This window comes from Streptomyces sp. CT34, assembly GCF_000805335.1.
In the GTDB taxonomy this organism is placed as follows: domain Bacteria; phylum Actinomycetota; class Actinomycetes; order Streptomycetales; family Streptomycetaceae; genus Streptomyces.
In genome coordinates this window covers 3,821,593-3,837,849 of record NZ_KN708638.1, presented here as the reverse complement: position 1 = coordinate 3,837,849, position 16,257 = coordinate 3,821,593, and the positions used below count along the sequence as shown (strand labels likewise).

The following is a 16,257-nucleotide window of genomic DNA, read 5'->3' as shown; positions in this document are numbered from 1 at the left end:
GGTGCGGACCCCCCGCCACTGGCGGCGGGATTCGGTGATGGCGCCCTGCACCGCCCGGCCGAAGTTCCCCGCCGCCCGGCCGCGTACGGTGGCGGGTGCGCCGGTCGCGCCCGAGACCGGGTCGATGAACCCCTCGTCCTTGTTGAGGTCGGCGTGCGTGATGCGCCGGGAACAGGCGCCGACCAGGAGCGAGAAGCACTCCGTCGACAGGTTCCGCGGCACCGCCCACGGCTGCGGAGGCCGCGGCGCGGCGAGATCCAGCAGCGGCGAGGGCGCGGAGCGGCCCAGGCCCGGCGGATTGACCGGGCCGACCGGGCGGGACGGGTCGCTGCGATCCGTCCAGTTGCTGTGCGCGTAGAAGTCCTGGACCCCGTGCAGGGCGCGGCCGAACCCCTCCACGGCCTCGCACTTGGCCCGGCCGCGCAGTCCGAACGTGAAGGTGCAGTCGCTCCGCAGCCGCGTCTCCGAGGCCAGAACGCGGCCCCGGGCGTCGAGCGTGCCGCCGGCCGCCGCGACCCCCTGCCGGAAGCGCGCCTGCAGGTGGGCGATGCAGCCGCGCAGCGCCTCGGTGGCCTGCCGCCGGCTCCGCGGATAGCCCGTCGCGTCCAGATAGTCCGCGTTGTCGCAGTGCGCCGAGGAGTTGAGGGTCTCGTCCGAGTCCGGCGCGCCGACCGCCCCGAACGTCCATCTGTGGCCCGCGAGTTGATCGAGGGAGCGCGGTTCGAAGCAGGAGCCGTCCGAAGGGACCCCCGGAGCGCAGGCCAGTGCCGCCCGGGTGATCCGCTCGTGCTCCGCGTGCTGCCCGAACGCGTTGACCGTGCCGAAGGCGTCGGCGGGCCGGGCGGTCGCCAGCAGCAGCGCGGGAGTGACCACAGCCGTTGCGATGAACGCAGGCAGCCTGCGACTCGTCGTGATACGCCCCCGCACGTGCAGCCCTCGTGGTTCCGTGATTCCCCATGCCCGCCCCGGGCCGGTGGCCAAGTCTAAACGGGCGGGTGGGAAGGGTGTTCCGGGCCGCTTGGCGGGGCGGCGGCGTACGCGGTGAACTCCGCCCGGGCACCGGGGTCCGCGCGCGGTCAGCGCGACCTGCTGCGAGCGGCCTCGTTAGACTCGATGGGTATCGGAAGGGAGCCCATCATGACTCTCATGAACCCGGAGCGCGCGATGACACCGCTGCGCAAGGCCGCCGAGGCCGCTGAAGACGCCAGTGGCCTGCGGGCCGAGATCATCCGGGGGGTTCTCATGATGTCGCCGACTCCGCGCGGCAAGCATGCCGGAATCATCAGTGACCTGTACGACCAACTTCGCCCTGCGTTGCCGTCACACCTGAGGCCCTTCCAGGTCGCCTCGGTGCCCCTCCCCGACGACCCCGACGACTACGCCACCCCCGACCTCCTGATCTGCGATGCGGGGTTCGGCGAGTCCGACGAGTGGCTGGCGGACCCCGGTGACGTGGAAATGGTCGTCGAGGTGGTGTCCAAGGGGAACAGCACCAAGGACACCCGCGACATGGTCGCCTGGTACGCCGACGCGGGCATCCCCACCTATCTCCTGGTCGATCCGCGTGACGGTACATGGACCCTGTACTCCGTGCCGCGTGACGGCGAGTACCAGGCGCGCAGGCACGGCCTGTACGGGGAGGACATCGAGGTCCCCGGCCTCGGGGTGAAGGTCGCGACGGGGAGTCTGGCCCGGTACGCCTGACCCGGTCTGATACCGCGGAACGGAACGAGTCCCCCGCACCCCGGGTGCGAGGGACTCGTGCGCGCAGCCTTCAGGGCTCCCAGGCCGCGTCCCTACAGCCGCTCGGGGGTGCGGATGCCCAGGAGCGCCATGCCGCGGTGCAGGGTGCGGGCGGTCAGGTCGCACAGGAAGAGGCGGTTCTCCACCTGCTCGGGGGTGTCCGCTTTCAGGACCGGGCACTGGTCGTAGAAGGTTGTGTACAGCGACGCGAGCTGGTAGAGGTACGCGGCCAGCTTGTGCGGTGCGTACTCGGCCGCCGCCTCGGCGACCGTGTCGCCGAACGCGTCCACATGCAGGCCCAGCGCCCGCTCCGCCGGAGCCAGCGCCAGCTCCGGGTGCGCGGCCGGCTTCTTCTCGCCGGCCTTGCGCAGGATCGACTGGATACGGGCGTAGGCGTACTGGAGGTAGACGGACGTGTCGCCGTTGAGCGACACCATCTGGTCCAGGTCGAACTTGTAGTCCCGGCTCGGTGACGTCGACAGGTCCGCGTACTTCACCGCGCCGATGCCGACCTGCGCGGCCCGCTCCTGGATCTCGTCCTCGGTGAGGTCCCGCGCCTTCTCGCGCACCACCTCGGCGGCGCGCTGCACCGCTTCGTCGAGCAGGTCCTCCAGCCGCACCGTCTCGCCCGCCCGCGTCTTGAACGGCTTGCCGTCCGCGCCGAGGACCGTGCCGTAGCCCATGTTGTGGGCGGTGACCCGGTCGTTCAGCCAGCCCGCCCGGCGGGCCGTCTCGAAGACCATCCGGAAGTGCAGCGACTGGCGCACGTCCACGACGTACAGCAGCGTCGTCGCGCCCAGGTCGACGACGCGGTTGCGGATCGCCGACAGGTCGCTGGCCGCGTACCCGAAACCGCCGTCCGCCTTCTGCACGATCAGCGGGACCGGCTTGTCGTCCTTGCCCTTGATGTCGTCGAAGAAGACGACGAGCGCGCCCTCGGAGCGGACGGCGACGCCCGACTCCTCCAGAATCCGCGCCGTCTCGGCCATCATGTCGTTGTACGCGGACTCGCCGACGATCTCCTCGTCGCGGATCTCCATGTCCAGCTTCTCGAAGACCGAGTAGAAGTAGACCTTCGACTCGTCGACGAACCGCTGCCACAGGTCGAGCGTCTCGCGGTCGCCGGACTGGAGGGCGACGACCCGCTTGCGGGCCCGCTCCTTGAACTCCTCGTCGGCGTCGAAGACCGCGCGCGACGCCTTGTAGATCCGGTTCAGATTGCTCATCGCCTGCTCGCCGTCGGTGTCGGCGGCCGGGGCCAGCTGGTCCGGGTTCTCGATCAAGTACTGGATGAGCATGCCGAACTGCGTGCCCCAGTCGCCGATGTGGTGGCGGCCGATCGTCTTCTCGCCGGTGAAGTCCAGCATGTTGCGCAGCGCGTCGCCGATCACCGCGGACCGCAGGTGGCCGACGTGCATCTCCTTGGCCACGTTCGGCTGCGCGTAGTCGACGACGGTGGTACCCGGGGCGTCCTTGTACGGCACGCCCAGCCGGTCGTCGGTGGCGCGCGCGGCGAGGGTCTTGACGATCGCCCCGTCGGCGACGGTGATGTTGAGGAAGCCGGGGCCGGAGACCTCGATCTCCTGGAGGAGGCCGTCGGCGCCGATCGCGTCGACGACCTTGCCGGCCAGCTCCCGCGGGTTGCCCTTCAGCTTCTTGGCCAGTGCGAGCATGCCGTTGGCCTGGAAGTCGGCCCGGTCGCTGCGTCGCAGCAGCGGGTCCGCGGCGCCGGCCTCCGGCAGGGCTGCCGAGAGGGCGTCCGCGACGCGCTGGTTGACCGTAGCTGCGAGGGAAGGGACCGAGGCCATGGAGAGAGCACTCTCTTCTATGAGGAGTCGTTGCCGTAGGAGTCGTCGTTGCCGGGGAAAGGGTTTGCCACCGAGTATCCCACGGCGCTACCACTGAATTTCCGTCCGGCGGGTGTCTGGGACAATGGCTCTGTCAGGCTTTTGTCCGTCCAGGCTCACGGACGCCGTGTAGCGGCCAGGAGCCGCCCCGGCGGGTCAGGGCACGGGACCCGGCCGTGACCCACCGGAGCGGCCCCGGCACCGCGGGGCCGGACGGCGCACCAGAGCGCAGCGGATAAGCACCAGGAAGAGGAAGGGCCGATCGTGGCTCAGCAGAGCACCGAGACCGACTGGGTCTCCAGGTTCGCGGACGAGGTCATTGCCGAGGCGGAGCGCCGCGCCCCCGGCAAACCGGTCGTCGTCGCCTCGGGCCTGAGCCCCTCCGGCCCGATCCACCTGGGCAACCTCCGCGAGGTCATGACCCCGCACCTGGTCGCGGACGAGATCCGCCGCCGCGGTCATGCCTGCGTCCACATCCTCAGCTGGGACGACTTCGACCGCTACCGCAAGGTCCCGGCCGGTATCGACCCGTCCTGGGCGGAGCACATCGGCAAGCCGCTGACCTCTGTGCCGGCCCCGCCCGGCAGCCCGTACGGCAGCTGGGCCGAGCACTTCAGGGCGGCCATGGAGGAGGCCCTGGCGGAGCTGGGGATCGAGTACCGCGGCATCAGCCAGACCGAGATGTACACCTCCGGCGCCTACCGCGAGCAGGTGCTGCACGCGATGAAGCGCCGCGCCCGCATCGACGCCGTCCTGGACCGCTACCGCACCAAGGACAAGGCCACCGGCAAGCCGAAGAAGCAGCAGAAGCCGGTCGATGAGGCGGAGCTGGAGGCCGCCGAGGGCTCCGGCGCGGCCGGCGAGGACGACGGCAGCGCGGGCGGCGCGGGCTACTACCCGTACAAGCCGTACTGCACGGTCTGCGAGAAGGACCTGACCACGGTCACCTCCTACGACGACGAGACCACCGAGCTGGCCTACGAGTGCACCGCCTGCGGCCACTCCGAGACCGTGCTGCTGCGCGAGTTCGATCACGGCAAGCTGGTCTGGAAGGTCGACTGGCCGATGCGCTGGGCCTACGAGGGCGTGGTCTTCGAACCGTCCGGAGTCGACCACTCCTCGCCCGGCTCGTCGTTCGTCGTCGGCGGCCGGATCGTCCGCGAGGTGTTCGGCGCCGACCAGCCGATCGGCCCGATGTACGCCTTCGTCGGCATCAGCGGTATGGCCAAGATGTCGTCGTCCAAGGGCGGGGTGCCCACCCCGGGCGACGCGTTGAAGATCATGGAGGCGCCGCTGCTGCGCTGGCTGTACGCCCGCCGCAAGCCCAACCAGTCCTTCAAGATCGCCTTCGACCAGGAGATCCAGCGGCTCTACGACGAGTGGGACAAGCTGGCGGCCAAGGTCGCGGAGGGCACCGCGCAGCCCGCGGACGCCGCCGCCTACACCCGGGCCATCGGCACCGCCGCCGGCGAACTGCCGCGCACCCCGCGCCCGCTGCCGTACCGCACGCTGGCGTCCGTCATGGACATCACCGCGGGTCATGACGAGCAGACCCTGCGCATCCTGAGCGAACTCGACCCGGAGAACCCGGTCACGTCCCTGGACGAGACCCGGCCGCGGCTCGACAAGGCCGAGTACTGGATCACCACCCAGGTCCCCGCCGACCAGCGCACCATCGTCCGCGACGAGCCCGACGAGGAGCTGCTCGCCACCCTGGACGAGCAGGCCCGCGGCTCGCTGCGGCTGCTGCTCGACGGGCTGGACGACCACTGGTCGCTGGACGGACTGACCACCCTGGTCTACGGCGTCCCGAAGGTCCAGGCGGGCCTCACGCCGGATGCCAAGCCGACCCCGGAGCTGAAGGCCGCCCAGCGCGCGTTCTTCGCGCTGCTCTACAACCTCCTGGTCGGCCGCGACACCGGGCCGCGGCTGCCCACGCTGCTGCTGGCGGTGGGCGCCGACCGGGTGCGGAAGCTGCTGGGCGGCTGAGCACCCGGCGCACCGCCGGCGAAGGGGCCGGCCCGGGAAGACGCACCCCGGTCCGGCCCCGGCCGTCCGTCCCCCGCCGTCCGGCTCCTGCGGGACGTGCTCGGCCCTTACGGGATGTGCTCGGCCTCCAGCTCCATGCGGATGCGGGCCCGGAACTCCCGGACGAAACCGCGCAGATAGCGCTCGCTCAGCGGCCCGCCGTCCCGGCCCGCGTACCCGTAGAACTCCAGCAGATAGCGGCCGAACTGCCGGGAGTCCGGGAAGTCGTTCTTCTCCGCCACGTACTCGCGGAACGCGGCGAAGTACTTCTCGTCACGCGAAGCGTCGTCGGGGATGTCCGGTGCATCGGGGACGTCTGGGATATCTGGGGCGACCGGAGTGTCCGGGGCGTCTGGAGTGTCGGCGGGATCGGGGAAGTCGGGGAGGCCGCCGGGCAGGTTGGCGCCCGCGCTCCCCAGCGGCCGGCTGCGCCCCGGCCCCACGGGAACGGTCAACTGGGGTGCGGGAGCGGGGAGTTCCGGCTCCGACTCCGACCTGGCCGCGGGCTCCGGATCGGGTTCTGCCACCGGTCCGGGCTCGGGCGCGGGTTCCGGTACGGGTCCGGGCCCGGGTATGCGGGCGGCTTCCACCGCGGGCCGGGGGCCGTCCGCCACGGGCCCGTACGCATCCCGTACGGAGTCGGCGGCACCGTCCTGGGCGCCACCATGCCGGGCGCCACCGTCCTGTGCGCCACCGTCCTGTGCGGCGTCCCCGACTCCGGCCGTCTCGTCCCCTACGGGCGCCGGCAGCGCGATCCCGGCCGCCGCCAGACCCGCCGGCGCCGTCTGCGCCAGCGGTACGCCGTAGCGGCCCAGCCGCAGCGGCATCAGCGACTCGACGGGGGCCCGGCGGCGCCAGGTGCGTCCGTAGCGGGCCCGCAGCCGCGCCTGGTAGACGAGCCGGTCCTGTTCGAGCTGGATGACCTGGTCGTAGGAGCGCAGCTCCCACAGCTTCATCCGGCGCCACAGCCGGAAGGTGGAGGGGAAGGCGAGCAGCCAGCGGGTGAGCCGGACGCCCTCCATGTGCTTGTCGGCGGTGATGTCGGCGATCCGGCCGACGGCGTGCCGGGCGGCCTCGACGGCGACGACGAAGAGCAGCGGGATCACCGCGTGCATGCCGACGCCCAGTGCGTCGGGCCAGGCCGCGGCCCCGTTGAACGCGATGGTCGCGGCGGTCAGCAGCCAGGCAGTCTGGCGCAGCAGCGGGAACGGGATGCGGATCCAGGTGAGCAGCAGGTCCAGGGCCAGCAGCACCACGATTCCGGCGTCGATGCCGATCGGGAAGACGACCGCGAAGGCGCCGAAGCCCTTCTTCTCGGCCAGCGCGCGCACCGCGGCGTAGGAGCCGGTGAAGCCGATGGCCGCGATCAGGACTGCCCCGGCGATCACCACACCTATCAGGACGCGGTGCGTGCGGGTCAACTGCGCGGTCTGTGTCGCGGACACCCGCGGTCCCTCCCCGGACTCGGCGAATTGGCGCGCATAGCGTTGCACACCGCTTCACGCCGGGCCGGGGAGGGCCGGGAACGGCCGGGAAGGGGGTCGGGTCAGGCGTTGGCCTTTGCCGCGGCGGCGACGGCCTCCTTGGCGGCGGCCTGGGCGAGCTTGAGGAGGTCGTTGCCGTTGGGGGCGTCGGCGCCGGCCAGGCCCGCGCCGTTGTAGTTGACGGTGACGACGATGTTGGCGGTGCGGGCCACGATCGTCGTGTTCTTGAAGTCGTTGTCGTCCTTCGAGAGGTCGTAGGCGATGGCGGTGGCGGCGTCGCCGGTGCCGGCGGCCGGTACAGCGGCGACCTTCTTGGCGCCCTGGGCGCCCTTCGCGTCGGCGACCTGCTTGGTGTAGAAGTCCGTGGCGCGCTTCTCGCCGGAGCCGATGCCCGGGGCGGAGTCGTAGCGCTGGTAGGCGACGTCCAGCCAGCGGAACTGGGTGCCGTCGACGCCCTGGTCGTCCGAGCTGGTCCAGGAGCAGGCGCCGCGGGCGGTGGCGTCGGTGGACTTGGCCTGGTTGCCGGCCGCGTCCTTCACCTTGGGCAGCATCTTGTTCACGGTGTCCTTGGAGAACGCCTGGCACGGGTTCGGCAGCTTCTTGAACTTCGCCGCGGCGATGGTCGGCGTCGGGTTGCCGGCGCTGCTGGACGAGCCGGAGGGAGTGCTGTCACCGGAGCTCTTGCCGTTCGACGAGCCGGAGCAGCCGGCGACGAGCAGCACCGGTACTGCTGCGCAGGTGAGAAGGCTGGCGAGTCGCTTGGCTGAACGGTGCATGGTTCCTTCGCTGTTCGTCGTCGTGGAGTCGTCACGGACCCTTGCGGAGCGGACGCCCCTGCCCCGGGGTGGGGCGGGGCTAGGGGCACGGTACGCGGCGGAGCGAGGGGGGTGGCCGTTTCGTGACTATTGGAGTAAGAGGGCAATTCAGGCATAAGCGGACCTGGTTACCCATCTCCGGCCATCGCCGCTTACGGCGCTATTCGCTGAGGTGGTCGGCCAGCTCGCCGGCCAGCGAACGGGCCTTGTCCTGCAATTCCTGGCTTTCCGGCAACTTCGTCTTGTCCACCGACCACTGGTCGTAGGTGATCGTCACGATGACGTTCGACGTGCGGAAGACCACAGTGACGTCGCGGTGCACACCGGAGTCCGTGGTGACCAGTTTGTCGTTGAGGAACGCCGCGTCGCCGAGGTTCTCCAGCACGCGCGGGGCGAGCGGGCTGCCGGGGGCGGCGCCGGGGTCGGACGGGGTGGCGGACGGCGCGGCGGCGCCCCCGTTCGCCTTCTTCCCGCCGGCGTCGGCGCCCTTGTCCGTGGGCTGGTCCGTGGGGGCGTCCTTGGGGCTGGCTTCGGCCGAGGGGGATTCGGAGCCGCCGGCCGGGATCTTCGCGGCCTGCTGCTTGCCGTCGTAGATCTCCTGCGCCCGGTCGTCGTCGCTGACCGCGGCGTTGTACGAGACCACGCGCTGGATGTCGAGGGTCAGATGCCGGGTGCCCTCGCTGGTCTCGCGGGTCCACTGGCAGCCGACGCGGCGGTCCGCGTCGTAGGTGACGTCGGCCCGGCCGGCGTAGATCTTCGCGGCGTCGGCCTGCGACTGCGGCTGGCCGTCGCCGGGCAGCATGCTGCGCACGGTGTTGCGCGAGGGCAGCCCGCAGGCTTCCGGGAGGGTCTGGTAGCGGCCGGGCTGGGCGGACTGGGTGGACGCGGTGGAGTCGCCGCCCTTGCCGTCGCCGCCGCCGGTGCCGGTGGCGGAGCCGCTGGTGCAGCCGGTGAGGCCGGCGGCCAGTGCCGCGGTGACCAGCAGCGCGGCACCGGGGACGAACGATTTGCGCGGCATCGTTCGCGGCTCCTTCCCTGCGGAAATGCGGTTGCCGCCGGATGGCGGCGGGTGGACACAATGTGTACCGCACGTCTTGCCGCAAACGCCGGTCCGGCGTCCATGATCGGATGCATTGTCCGTGTTTTGCGTTTTTCGGATTTTCGGGGGAATGAGTTAGATATGTCGTACACCGAAGTGCCTGGTGCCCAGGTGCCGATCCGGATGTGGACCGACCCGGCCACGGTCGAGGGTGTCGCGATGCAGCAGCTGCGCAATGTCGCCACGCTGCCGTGGATCAAGGGTTTGGCCGTGATGCCGGATGTGCACTTCGGCAAGGGGGCCACCGTCGGCTCGGTCATCGCGATGCGCGGCGCGGTCTGCCCGGCCGCGGTCGGCGTCGACATCGGCTGCGGAATGAGCGCCGTCAGGACCTCGCTCACGGCCGATGACCTCCCCGGCGATCTGTCCCGGCTGCGGTCCAAGATCGAGCAGGCGATCCCGGTGGGCCGCGGGATGCACGACGAGCCGGTCGACCCCGGCCGGATCCACGGCCTCCCGACGGCGGGCTGGAGCGACTTCTGGGCCCGTTTCGACGGGGTCGCGGAGGCGGTCAGGTTCCGCCAGGAGCGGGCCGCCAAGCAGATGGGCTCGCTCGGGTCCGGGAACCACTTCATCGAGTTCTGCCTCGACGAGAACGGCTCCGTGTGGCTGATGCTGCATTCCGGCTCCCGGAACATCGGCAAGGAACTGGCCGAGTTCCACATCGAGCGGGCCCGGAAGCTGCCGCACAACCAGGGGCTGGTCGACCGCGACCTCGCCGTCTTCATCGCGGACACCCCGCAGATGTCGGCGTACCGCAACGACCTGTTCTGGGCCCAGGAATACGCCAAGCACAACCGCGAAGTGATGATGGCCCTCTTCCAGGACGTCATCCGCAAGGAATTCCGCGAGGCCCGGCCGGTCTTCGACCCGGTGATCTCCTGCCACCACAACTATGTGGCGGAGGAGCGCTACGAGGGCATGGACCTGCTGGTGACCCGTAAGGGCGCGATCCGGGCGGGCAGCGGCGAGTACGGGATCATCCCGGGCTCGATGGGCACCGGTTCGTACATCGTCAAGGGCCTCGGAAACCCGGCGTCCTTCAACTCCGCCTCGCACGGCGCCGGCCGCAAGATGAGCCGGAACGCCGCCAAGAAGCGGTTCTCCACCCGCGATCTGGAGGAGCAGACACGGGGTGTGGAGTGCCGTAAGGACTCCGGGGTGGTCGACGAGATCCCCGGCGCCTACAAGCCGATCGAGAAGGTCATGGAGCAGCAGCGGGACCTGGTGGAGGTCGTCGCCAGGCTCAAGCAGGTGGTGTGCGTGAAGGGTTGAGCGATCGGGGGGTGCGGGATGTGCGGGGGTGCGGCGCGTTGGGGCGCGGCACCCCCGCTTTGGATTGCCGGGCCCCGGGTGCCGGTCGCCGTGTCCCTGTTGCCGTGTCCTGCTCCATGACCCTGCTCCGCGTCGCGGTTCCGTGTCCCTGCTCCGGGTCGCGGTTCCGTGTCCCTGCTCCGCGTCGCTGTAATCCCGTTGCCGGTCGGCACATCCCCGTTGCGGGTTGGTGTTTCGCTCCTGGCCGGTGTCCCGTTGCCGGTTGGTGTTTCGCGTCGGGGCGGTGGCGCGTTCCAGGCCGGTGTTTCGCGTCGGGGTGGTGTTCCGTTGCGGGTTGGTGTTTCGCTTCGGGGCGGCTTCCCGTTCCTGGTCGGTGTTTCGCGTCGGGGCGGTGTTCCGCTCTCGGGCGGCGGTCCGGGGTCGGTGGGTGTTCTGGGGTGGGCGGTTCGGTGCCGTGGGCGGCCGTGGAGGGCGAGGGTGAGGGTGAGGATTCTCCGGGTCGGGCAGGGCCCGCGGCTGAGGCTGAGGCTGAGGCCCGGCTCGGGGCAGCGGGCCCCGAGCCCCCGGGGGTGGAGGCTACGGACCGCTGCTGCCCTCGGTGCGCCGTGCCGTCGGCTCTCCGGCCGCAACTGGTGCGGCTCACCGGTCCTCAACTGGTGCGGTGGACCTTGGTGTTGGATGCCTGGGCGCGCGGGCGGACCACCAGGAGGTCGATGTTGACGTGCGGCGGGCGGGTGATCGCCCAGGCGACGGTGTCGGCGACGTCGTCCGCGCTGAGCGGCTCGGCCACGCCTTCGTAGACCTTCGCGGCCTTGGCGTTGTCGCCGCGGAACCGGGTGGTGGCGAACTCCTCGGTCTTGACCATTCCGGGCGCGACCTCGATGACGCGTACCGGCTGGCCGCACAGCTCCAGCCGGAGCGTCTCGGCGATGACATGGGCGCCGTGCTTGGCGGCGACATACCCGCCGCCGCCCTCGTACGTGCCGTGCCCGGCGGTGGAGGAGAGGACGACCACGGTGCCCCCGCCCGACGCGGTCAGCGCGGGGAGCAGCGCCTGCGTCATGTGGAGGACGCCGAGCACATTGACCTCGTACATCGCGCGCCAGTCGGCGGGGTCGCCGGTCGCGACCGGCTCGGCGCCGAGTGCGCCGCCGGCGTTGTTGACCAGCACGTCGATGGAGGGGAAGCGGCCGAGGGAGCGCGCGAAGGCGTCGACGGCGGCCCGGTCGGTCACGTCGAGCGGGTAGGCCTCCGCGTGCGGCAGCTCGGCGGCGAGCGCCTCGATGCGGTCCTTGCGGCGGGCGGTGAGCACGACGCGGTAGCCGGCGGCGGCCAGTGCCCGTGCGGTCGCTGCGCCGATGCCGCTGCTCGCTCCGGTGACGACGGCGGTACGGACGTCGGCGGTGTCGGCGTTGGCGGCTGCGGCCTCGGCGGTCATGACGCTCTCCCTTGCGAACGGTGCGGGGTGGTGCGATGCGATGCGGTGCGGGGGTGGGACTGACGCTGGTGCTGGCACGTCGCGGTGTGGCCGGCACGAGCCGTGCGGGGCCGGGATGAGCGGTGTGGCTCATGTGCCTCAGGTGGCTCGTGTGGCTGGAGCGCGTCGTGCGTGGCCAGGATATGCAGTGGCGGCCGAGCCGTTGAGCGGAACCGGTGGCCGGCGGTGCGCGGCCGGGGTGCGCGTCCGGGGGATGGGGTGGGGCGGGCGGTGGTGTGTGTCGGGGACGTTCGACGGTGGCCCGGCGGCCCGTGGCCCGGCGGCACCGGCGGCACTGGGCGGGCGGTGCCGACCCACCGGACAGGCCCTGGCTCAGCGCCCCCGCGGGGCGTACATGATCACGGCCATACCGGCGAGGCAGACCAGTGCCCCGATGACGTCCCACCGGTCGGGGCGGTAGCCGTCCGCGACCATGCCCCAGGCCAGCGATCCGGCGACGAACACCCCTCCGTACGCGGCGAGGATACGGCCGAAATGGGCGTCCGTCTGGAGTGTGGCCACGAAGCCGTACACCCCGAGGGCGATCACTCCGGCCCCGATCCACGCCCAGCCCTTGTGCTCCCGCACCCCTTGCCAGACGAGCCAGGCACCGCCGATCTCGAAGAGTGCGGCGACGATGAACAGGGCTGCGGAACGGGCGATGAGCATGGGCTCAGCGTAAGGAAAGCAGCACCCGGGGCCGGAACGGGGGCACGGCCGGGAGGCACCGCTCGGCCGCCGGGTGCCAGTAGGACCCGGGGCCGGCAGGACCTGGTGCCGGCAGGACCTGGTGCCGGCAGGACCCGGTGCCGACGGGACCCGGTGCCGACGGGCTCGGCGGTCCCGGTCTGTGCCGGTCGGTGCCGGCCGCCGGCGGGCGGTGGCGCGGGCCTCAGCCGAGTGGGTCCGGCTGTATTCGTGCGGCGGGGCGCACTACGTCGGCGGCAGCGGGTCCGGCCGGTGCGCCGGTCCAGCGGGCGAGGGCGGCACGGAGGGACGCGGCACGCTCGGCGGGGGCGGTGGCGTCGGTGGCCCAGGCGATATAGCCGTCGGGGCGCACCAGCATGGCGGTACGGCGGTCGCTCCGCCATGAGGCGGTGACGACCCGGTCGGGGGAGGGAACGGGGCCGGTGCCCGCGTCCGCCGCCGCTGCGAGAGCTTCGTCCCCGGGAATGATCAGGACGAACGTGCCCTGGCGGAGCAGCTCGTAGAGGCGGCTGCCGCCGGCCAGTTGGACGTCCGGGGCCCGGCGGCCGGCGAGGGCGTGCGCACCGCGCTCGGCCCGATAGGCGACATCGATGCCGGAGACATTGCCGATCGCGCGGCGGGACAGCGGCGGCAGACGGTTGATGAGCTGGGCGGCGAGCCCGCGGGCGACCCGGCCCGCCGAGGACTGCACCAGCGCGAGCCGGATGATCGCGCCGCTGCTCCGCAGCACCTGCGTGCCCACCGGATGGCGCTCGGCCTGATAGCTGTCCAGCAGGCTGTCGGGGGAGTGGCCCTTCAGCACCGCTGCCAACTTCCAGCCGAGGTTGGCCGCGTCCTGAAGGCCGACGTTCATCCCCTGGCCGCCGGCCGGGGAATGGATGTGCGCGGCATCGCCGGCAAGGAAGACCCGGCCGACGCGGTAGGCGGGAGCCTGGCGCTCGTCGCTGCGGAAGCGCGAGACCCAACGGGCGTCGTGCATACCGAAGTCGGTGCCGAAGGCGAGCCGGGTGACCTCGCGTACCTCGGCGAGATCCACGGGGGCGTCGTCGTCCCGCTGGGCATGGCGGTTCCACCCGATGGCGCGGTACCAGCCGTCGCCGAACGAGCCGATCAGGCCGAAGGCGTCACCGGTGGCGTTGACGGAGAAGGCGGAGTCGGGCTCCTGGGCCAGCCGGACATCGGCGAGCACCACGGAGCGGACCACCGCCTTGCCGGGGAAGGGCAGGCCGATGGCCTCCCGGACGGTGCTGCGCCCGCCGTCGGTGCCGACCGCATAGGAGGCCCGGGAGCTGCCGATGCCCTCCGCCGTGCGGAACCGCACCGTCACACCGTCCGCGTCCTGGTCGAGGCCCAGCACCTCGGACCCGTACCGGAAGGTGACGCCGGCCTGCCGGGCGCGCCGCTCCAGCAGTCGCTCGACCTCGTATTGCGGGGTTATCAGAACGAAGGGGAAGCGGGACGGGAGCCGGCCCGGGGCGAGCACCGCGTCACCGAACAGCTGGAGTCCGGTCAGCCGGTGGCCGCCGGCGACCAGTTCATCGGCGAGCCCGCGGGCGTCCAGCTGCTCCAGTGAGCGGGCGTGCACGGCGAGGGCGCGGCTGAGATTGCTGGTGGTGTCGTCGCGGCGCTCCAGGAGCATGACGTCGAGGCCGGCCTCGGCGAGGTCGCCGGCGAGCAGCAACCCCGTCGGGCCGGCGCCGACGACGATGACATCCGCGTCCCGGCCCTCGGCGCCGGCCCCCGCGCGGCGTGCGATCGCGGCCGTGGTCGCGGTGTCGTTGTCCGTGTCGCCGCTGTGGTGGGTGCTGCTGTCTTCGGGCTTGCGGTTGAGGGCATCCATGACTGCCGCCTCCTCTGCCAACACATGTTGGTCAACGCTTGTTGGCAAGCGTAGAGCGTCCGCGTCTGGCGTGTCAACAGTCGTTGGCCTACAGTTGTTGATATGCCTGACAGCACCCCCTCCGGCAGGCCCGCGATCACCCCCGATGTGGACCTCGACCCGCCCCCCGTCGCCGCCTCGGCCCCCGACGCCGGGCAGCATCCGCGCCCCCGTCGCTCCGCGGCCACCCGCGCCGCGATCCTCGCCGCCGCCCGCGACCGCTTCGCCGCCGACGGCTACGAGCGCGCCACGATCCGCGCCATCGCCCGGGACGCCGGCATCGACCCGTCGATGGTGATGCGCTACTACGGCAACAAGGAGGGCCTCTTCGCCGCCGCCTCGGAGATCGATCTACGGGCCCCGGACCTCACGGCGGTGCCGCCCGAGGAGCGGGCCGCCCGGCTCGTGCGCCACTTCATCGAGCTCTGGGAGAGCGACGAGACGCTGACCGGGATGATGCGCGTCGGTGTCACCAACGAGGCGGGCGCGGAGCGCATGCGGCAGGTCTTCGCCGACCAGGTGCGGCCGTTGCTCGACGCGGTCTGCACGGTGCCGGAGGAGGCGCCGGCCCGCGCCGCCCTGGTCGGGTCGCAGATCCTGGGCATGGCGCTGTGCCGCTACGTCCTGCACGTCCCGCCGGCCGTCGACTTCAGCCACGACGAACTCGTCGCCTGGCTGGCCCCCACGATCCAGCGCTACCTCACCGCCGAAACCCCCTGAGGGGCCGTCAGGGATGGCCGGGCGATCCCGGCGGGCGGCCCCCCGCCGCCGATCGTAGGAAACGGTCCCCGCAGTCGATCTCGGAAGTCGGGCCCTCCGCCGGCCTCAGAAGCCGATCGCCGTGACGGATCTCGCGAACCGGTCCCGCCGGCCGATCTCGCGAACCGGTCCCCGCAACCGATCTCGCGAACCGGTCCGCGTAGCCGATCTCGGGAGCGCGTCCCCCTGGCCGATCTCGGGAGCCGGGAAGCGGTCTCAGGCCCGGGACGCCGGCCCCGGCACCCGCCCCGCGACCCGTGCCAGATTCCCCTCGAACACCCGCCGCGCGTCGGGCGTCAGCGTGCGCAGGGCCACCATCGCCGTGACGATCACATCGCACAGCTCGCTGTGGACGTCGTCCCAGCTGTGGCTGTGCCCCTTGCGCGGGTTCTGGCCGACGGCCCCGATGACCGCCTGGGCGACCTCGCCCGCCTCCTCGGAGAGCTTCAGGATCCGCAGCAGCCGCTCCTGCTCCGGCGGCAGCGGACTTTCCCGGTCGAGCCAGCGCACGAGCCCGTCGACGGTCTCCCAGAGCGCGGCCCCGTCGAGGGCGCCGGAAGTGTTGGCGGCGGCCGGGGCATCGGGAGCGCCGGAACCGGCGGCTCCGGACGCCCCGGAACCAGCGACTCCCGACGAGCCGGAACCGGAAGCTCCGGACGGTCGGGAACACGAGGCTCCGAAAGACCCGGAACCGGAAGGAGCGGCAGCAGACATGGCCCGATTCTGCCGCCCGTTCCCTGTTCCGCGCCCCCCTCGCCCCTAGGGTGAGGCGACGGCCGGCGCTGCCGGAACGGGTGAGGCGAGGACCGGTGGCGCGGGAACGGCGGACGAGTGGGAGGCGGCCAGGCCGATGGACGAGCACCCCGCGATGCCCCGGGAGCGGTTTCCCCGGGAACTGGTCGAGTTCTACGGGCTGATGCCGCTGCCCCGTGAGGGCGGCTGGTACCGGCGTACGTGGGCCGGACCCCAGCGGCCCGACGGACGGCCCGAGGGGACGGCGATCGTCATGCTGCTGACCGCCGAGCCGGGCGTCTTCTCGGCGCTGCACCGACTGCCGTCCGACGAGATCTGGCACTTCTACCGGGGCGACCCGCTCGCCCTGCTCCTGCTGTCCGAGGCCGGCCGGACGACCGCCGTTGACGC

At 71.9% G+C, this 16,257-nt stretch carries 14 protein-coding genes; 5 read left to right on the top strand and 9 right to left on the bottom strand.

Annotated elements, in window-relative coordinates:
- The coding region (locus RZ84_RS39770; protein WP_198539996.1) for a CinY protein at nucleotides 1-873 on the bottom strand (873 nt) is incomplete at its 3' end.
- 264 nt (nucleotides 874-1,137) lie between these two features.
- Between RZ84_RS39770 and RZ84_RS16760 the strand changes: the two genes are divergently transcribed.
- Entirely contained in the window at nucleotides 1,138-1,704 is a 567-nt protein-coding gene (locus tag RZ84_RS16760; protein WP_078893839.1) for a Uma2 family endonuclease, read from the top strand.
- 92 nt (nucleotides 1,705-1,796) lie between these two features.
- Here the strand turns inward: RZ84_RS16760 and argS are convergent, their stop codons facing one another.
- Nucleotides 1,797-3,551: an arginine--tRNA ligase gene (argS, locus tag RZ84_RS16755; protein WP_043264993.1), complete on the bottom strand. Its 1,755-nt coding sequence runs from the start codon at nucleotides 3,549-3,551 to the stop codon at nucleotides 1,797-1,799.
- A gap of 303 nt (nucleotides 3,552-3,854) precedes the next feature.
- On the opposite strand from argS, the gene lysS reads away from it, so the two are divergent.
- Entirely contained in the window at nucleotides 3,855-5,579 is a 1,725-nt protein-coding gene (gene lysS / locus RZ84_RS16750) for a lysine--tRNA ligase (protein ID WP_043264992.1), read from the top strand.
- A gap of 107 nt (nucleotides 5,580-5,686) precedes the next feature.
- On the opposite strand, the gene RZ84_RS16745 is transcribed toward lysS, so the two are convergent.
- The 3 genes from RZ84_RS16745 to RZ84_RS16735 form a co-directional block, all read right to left on the bottom strand.
- Nucleotides 5,687-7,063 (bottom strand): DUF2637 domain-containing protein, encoded by a 1,377-nt coding sequence (locus RZ84_RS16745; RefSeq protein ID WP_241777736.1) that lies wholly within the window; start codon nucleotides 7,061-7,063, stop codon nucleotides 5,687-5,689.
- Nucleotides 7,064-7,164: 101 nt separating this feature from the next.
- Entirely contained in the window at nucleotides 7,165-7,878 is a 714-nt protein-coding gene (locus tag RZ84_RS16740) for a DUF3558 family protein (protein ID WP_043264991.1), read from the bottom strand.
- A 199-nt stretch (nucleotides 7,879-8,077) separates the two neighbouring features.
- Nucleotides 8,078-8,935, bottom strand: a complete 858-nt coding sequence (locus RZ84_RS16735) for a hypothetical protein (RefSeq protein WP_043264990.1) — start codon at nucleotides 8,933-8,935, stop codon at nucleotides 8,078-8,080.
- A 162-nt stretch (nucleotides 8,936-9,097) separates the two neighbouring features.
- Here RZ84_RS16735 and RZ84_RS16730 point away from each other — a divergent pair, with 162 nt between their 5' ends.
- Complete coding sequence (locus tag RZ84_RS16730) at nucleotides 9,098-10,291, top strand: RtcB family protein (protein WP_043264989.1); 1,194 nt, start codon at nucleotides 9,098-9,100, stop codon at nucleotides 10,289-10,291.
- A gap of 649 nt (nucleotides 10,292-10,940) precedes the next feature.
- Here the strand turns inward: RZ84_RS16730 and RZ84_RS16725 are convergent.
- The 3 genes from RZ84_RS16725 to RZ84_RS16715 all read right to left on the bottom strand — a co-directional run bounded on the left by RZ84_RS16725 (nucleotide 10,941) and on the right by RZ84_RS16715 (nucleotide 14,316).
- A complete protein-coding gene (locus RZ84_RS16725) occupies nucleotides 10,941-11,729 on the bottom strand; it encodes an SDR family NAD(P)-dependent oxidoreductase (RefSeq protein ID WP_043264988.1) in 789 nt (262 codons plus the stop codon).
- Between the two features lie 372 nt (nucleotides 11,730-12,101).
- Nucleotides 12,102-12,437 (bottom strand): YnfA family protein, encoded by a 336-nt coding sequence (locus tag RZ84_RS16720; protein ID WP_043264987.1) that lies wholly within the window; start codon nucleotides 12,435-12,437, stop codon nucleotides 12,102-12,104.
- Between the two features lie 223 nt (nucleotides 12,438-12,660).
- On the bottom strand, nucleotides 12,661-14,316 hold the full coding sequence (locus tag RZ84_RS16715) for an FAD-dependent oxidoreductase (RefSeq protein WP_078893837.1): 1,656 nt from the start codon (nucleotides 14,314-14,316) through the stop codon (nucleotides 12,661-12,663).
- Nucleotides 14,317-14,418: 102 nt separating this feature from the next.
- Here RZ84_RS16715 and RZ84_RS16710 point away from each other — a divergent pair, with 102 nt between their 5' ends.
- A complete protein-coding gene (locus RZ84_RS16710) occupies nucleotides 14,419-15,075 on the top strand; it encodes a TetR/AcrR family transcriptional regulator (protein ID WP_078893835.1) in 657 nt (218 codons plus the stop codon).
- 255 nt (nucleotides 15,076-15,330) lie between these two features.
- Here the strand turns inward: RZ84_RS16710 and RZ84_RS16705 are convergent, their stop codons facing one another.
- On the bottom strand, nucleotides 15,331-15,624 hold the full coding sequence (locus RZ84_RS16705; protein WP_043264986.1) for a MazG-like family protein: 294 nt from the start codon (nucleotides 15,622-15,624) through the stop codon (nucleotides 15,331-15,333).
- 340 nt (nucleotides 15,625-15,964) lie between these two features.
- Here RZ84_RS16705 and RZ84_RS41210 point away from each other — a divergent pair.
- Nucleotides 15,965-16,257, top strand: a 293-nt coding sequence (locus RZ84_RS41210; protein ID WP_241777735.1) for a cupin domain-containing protein, incomplete at its 3' end; no start/stop codon positions are given.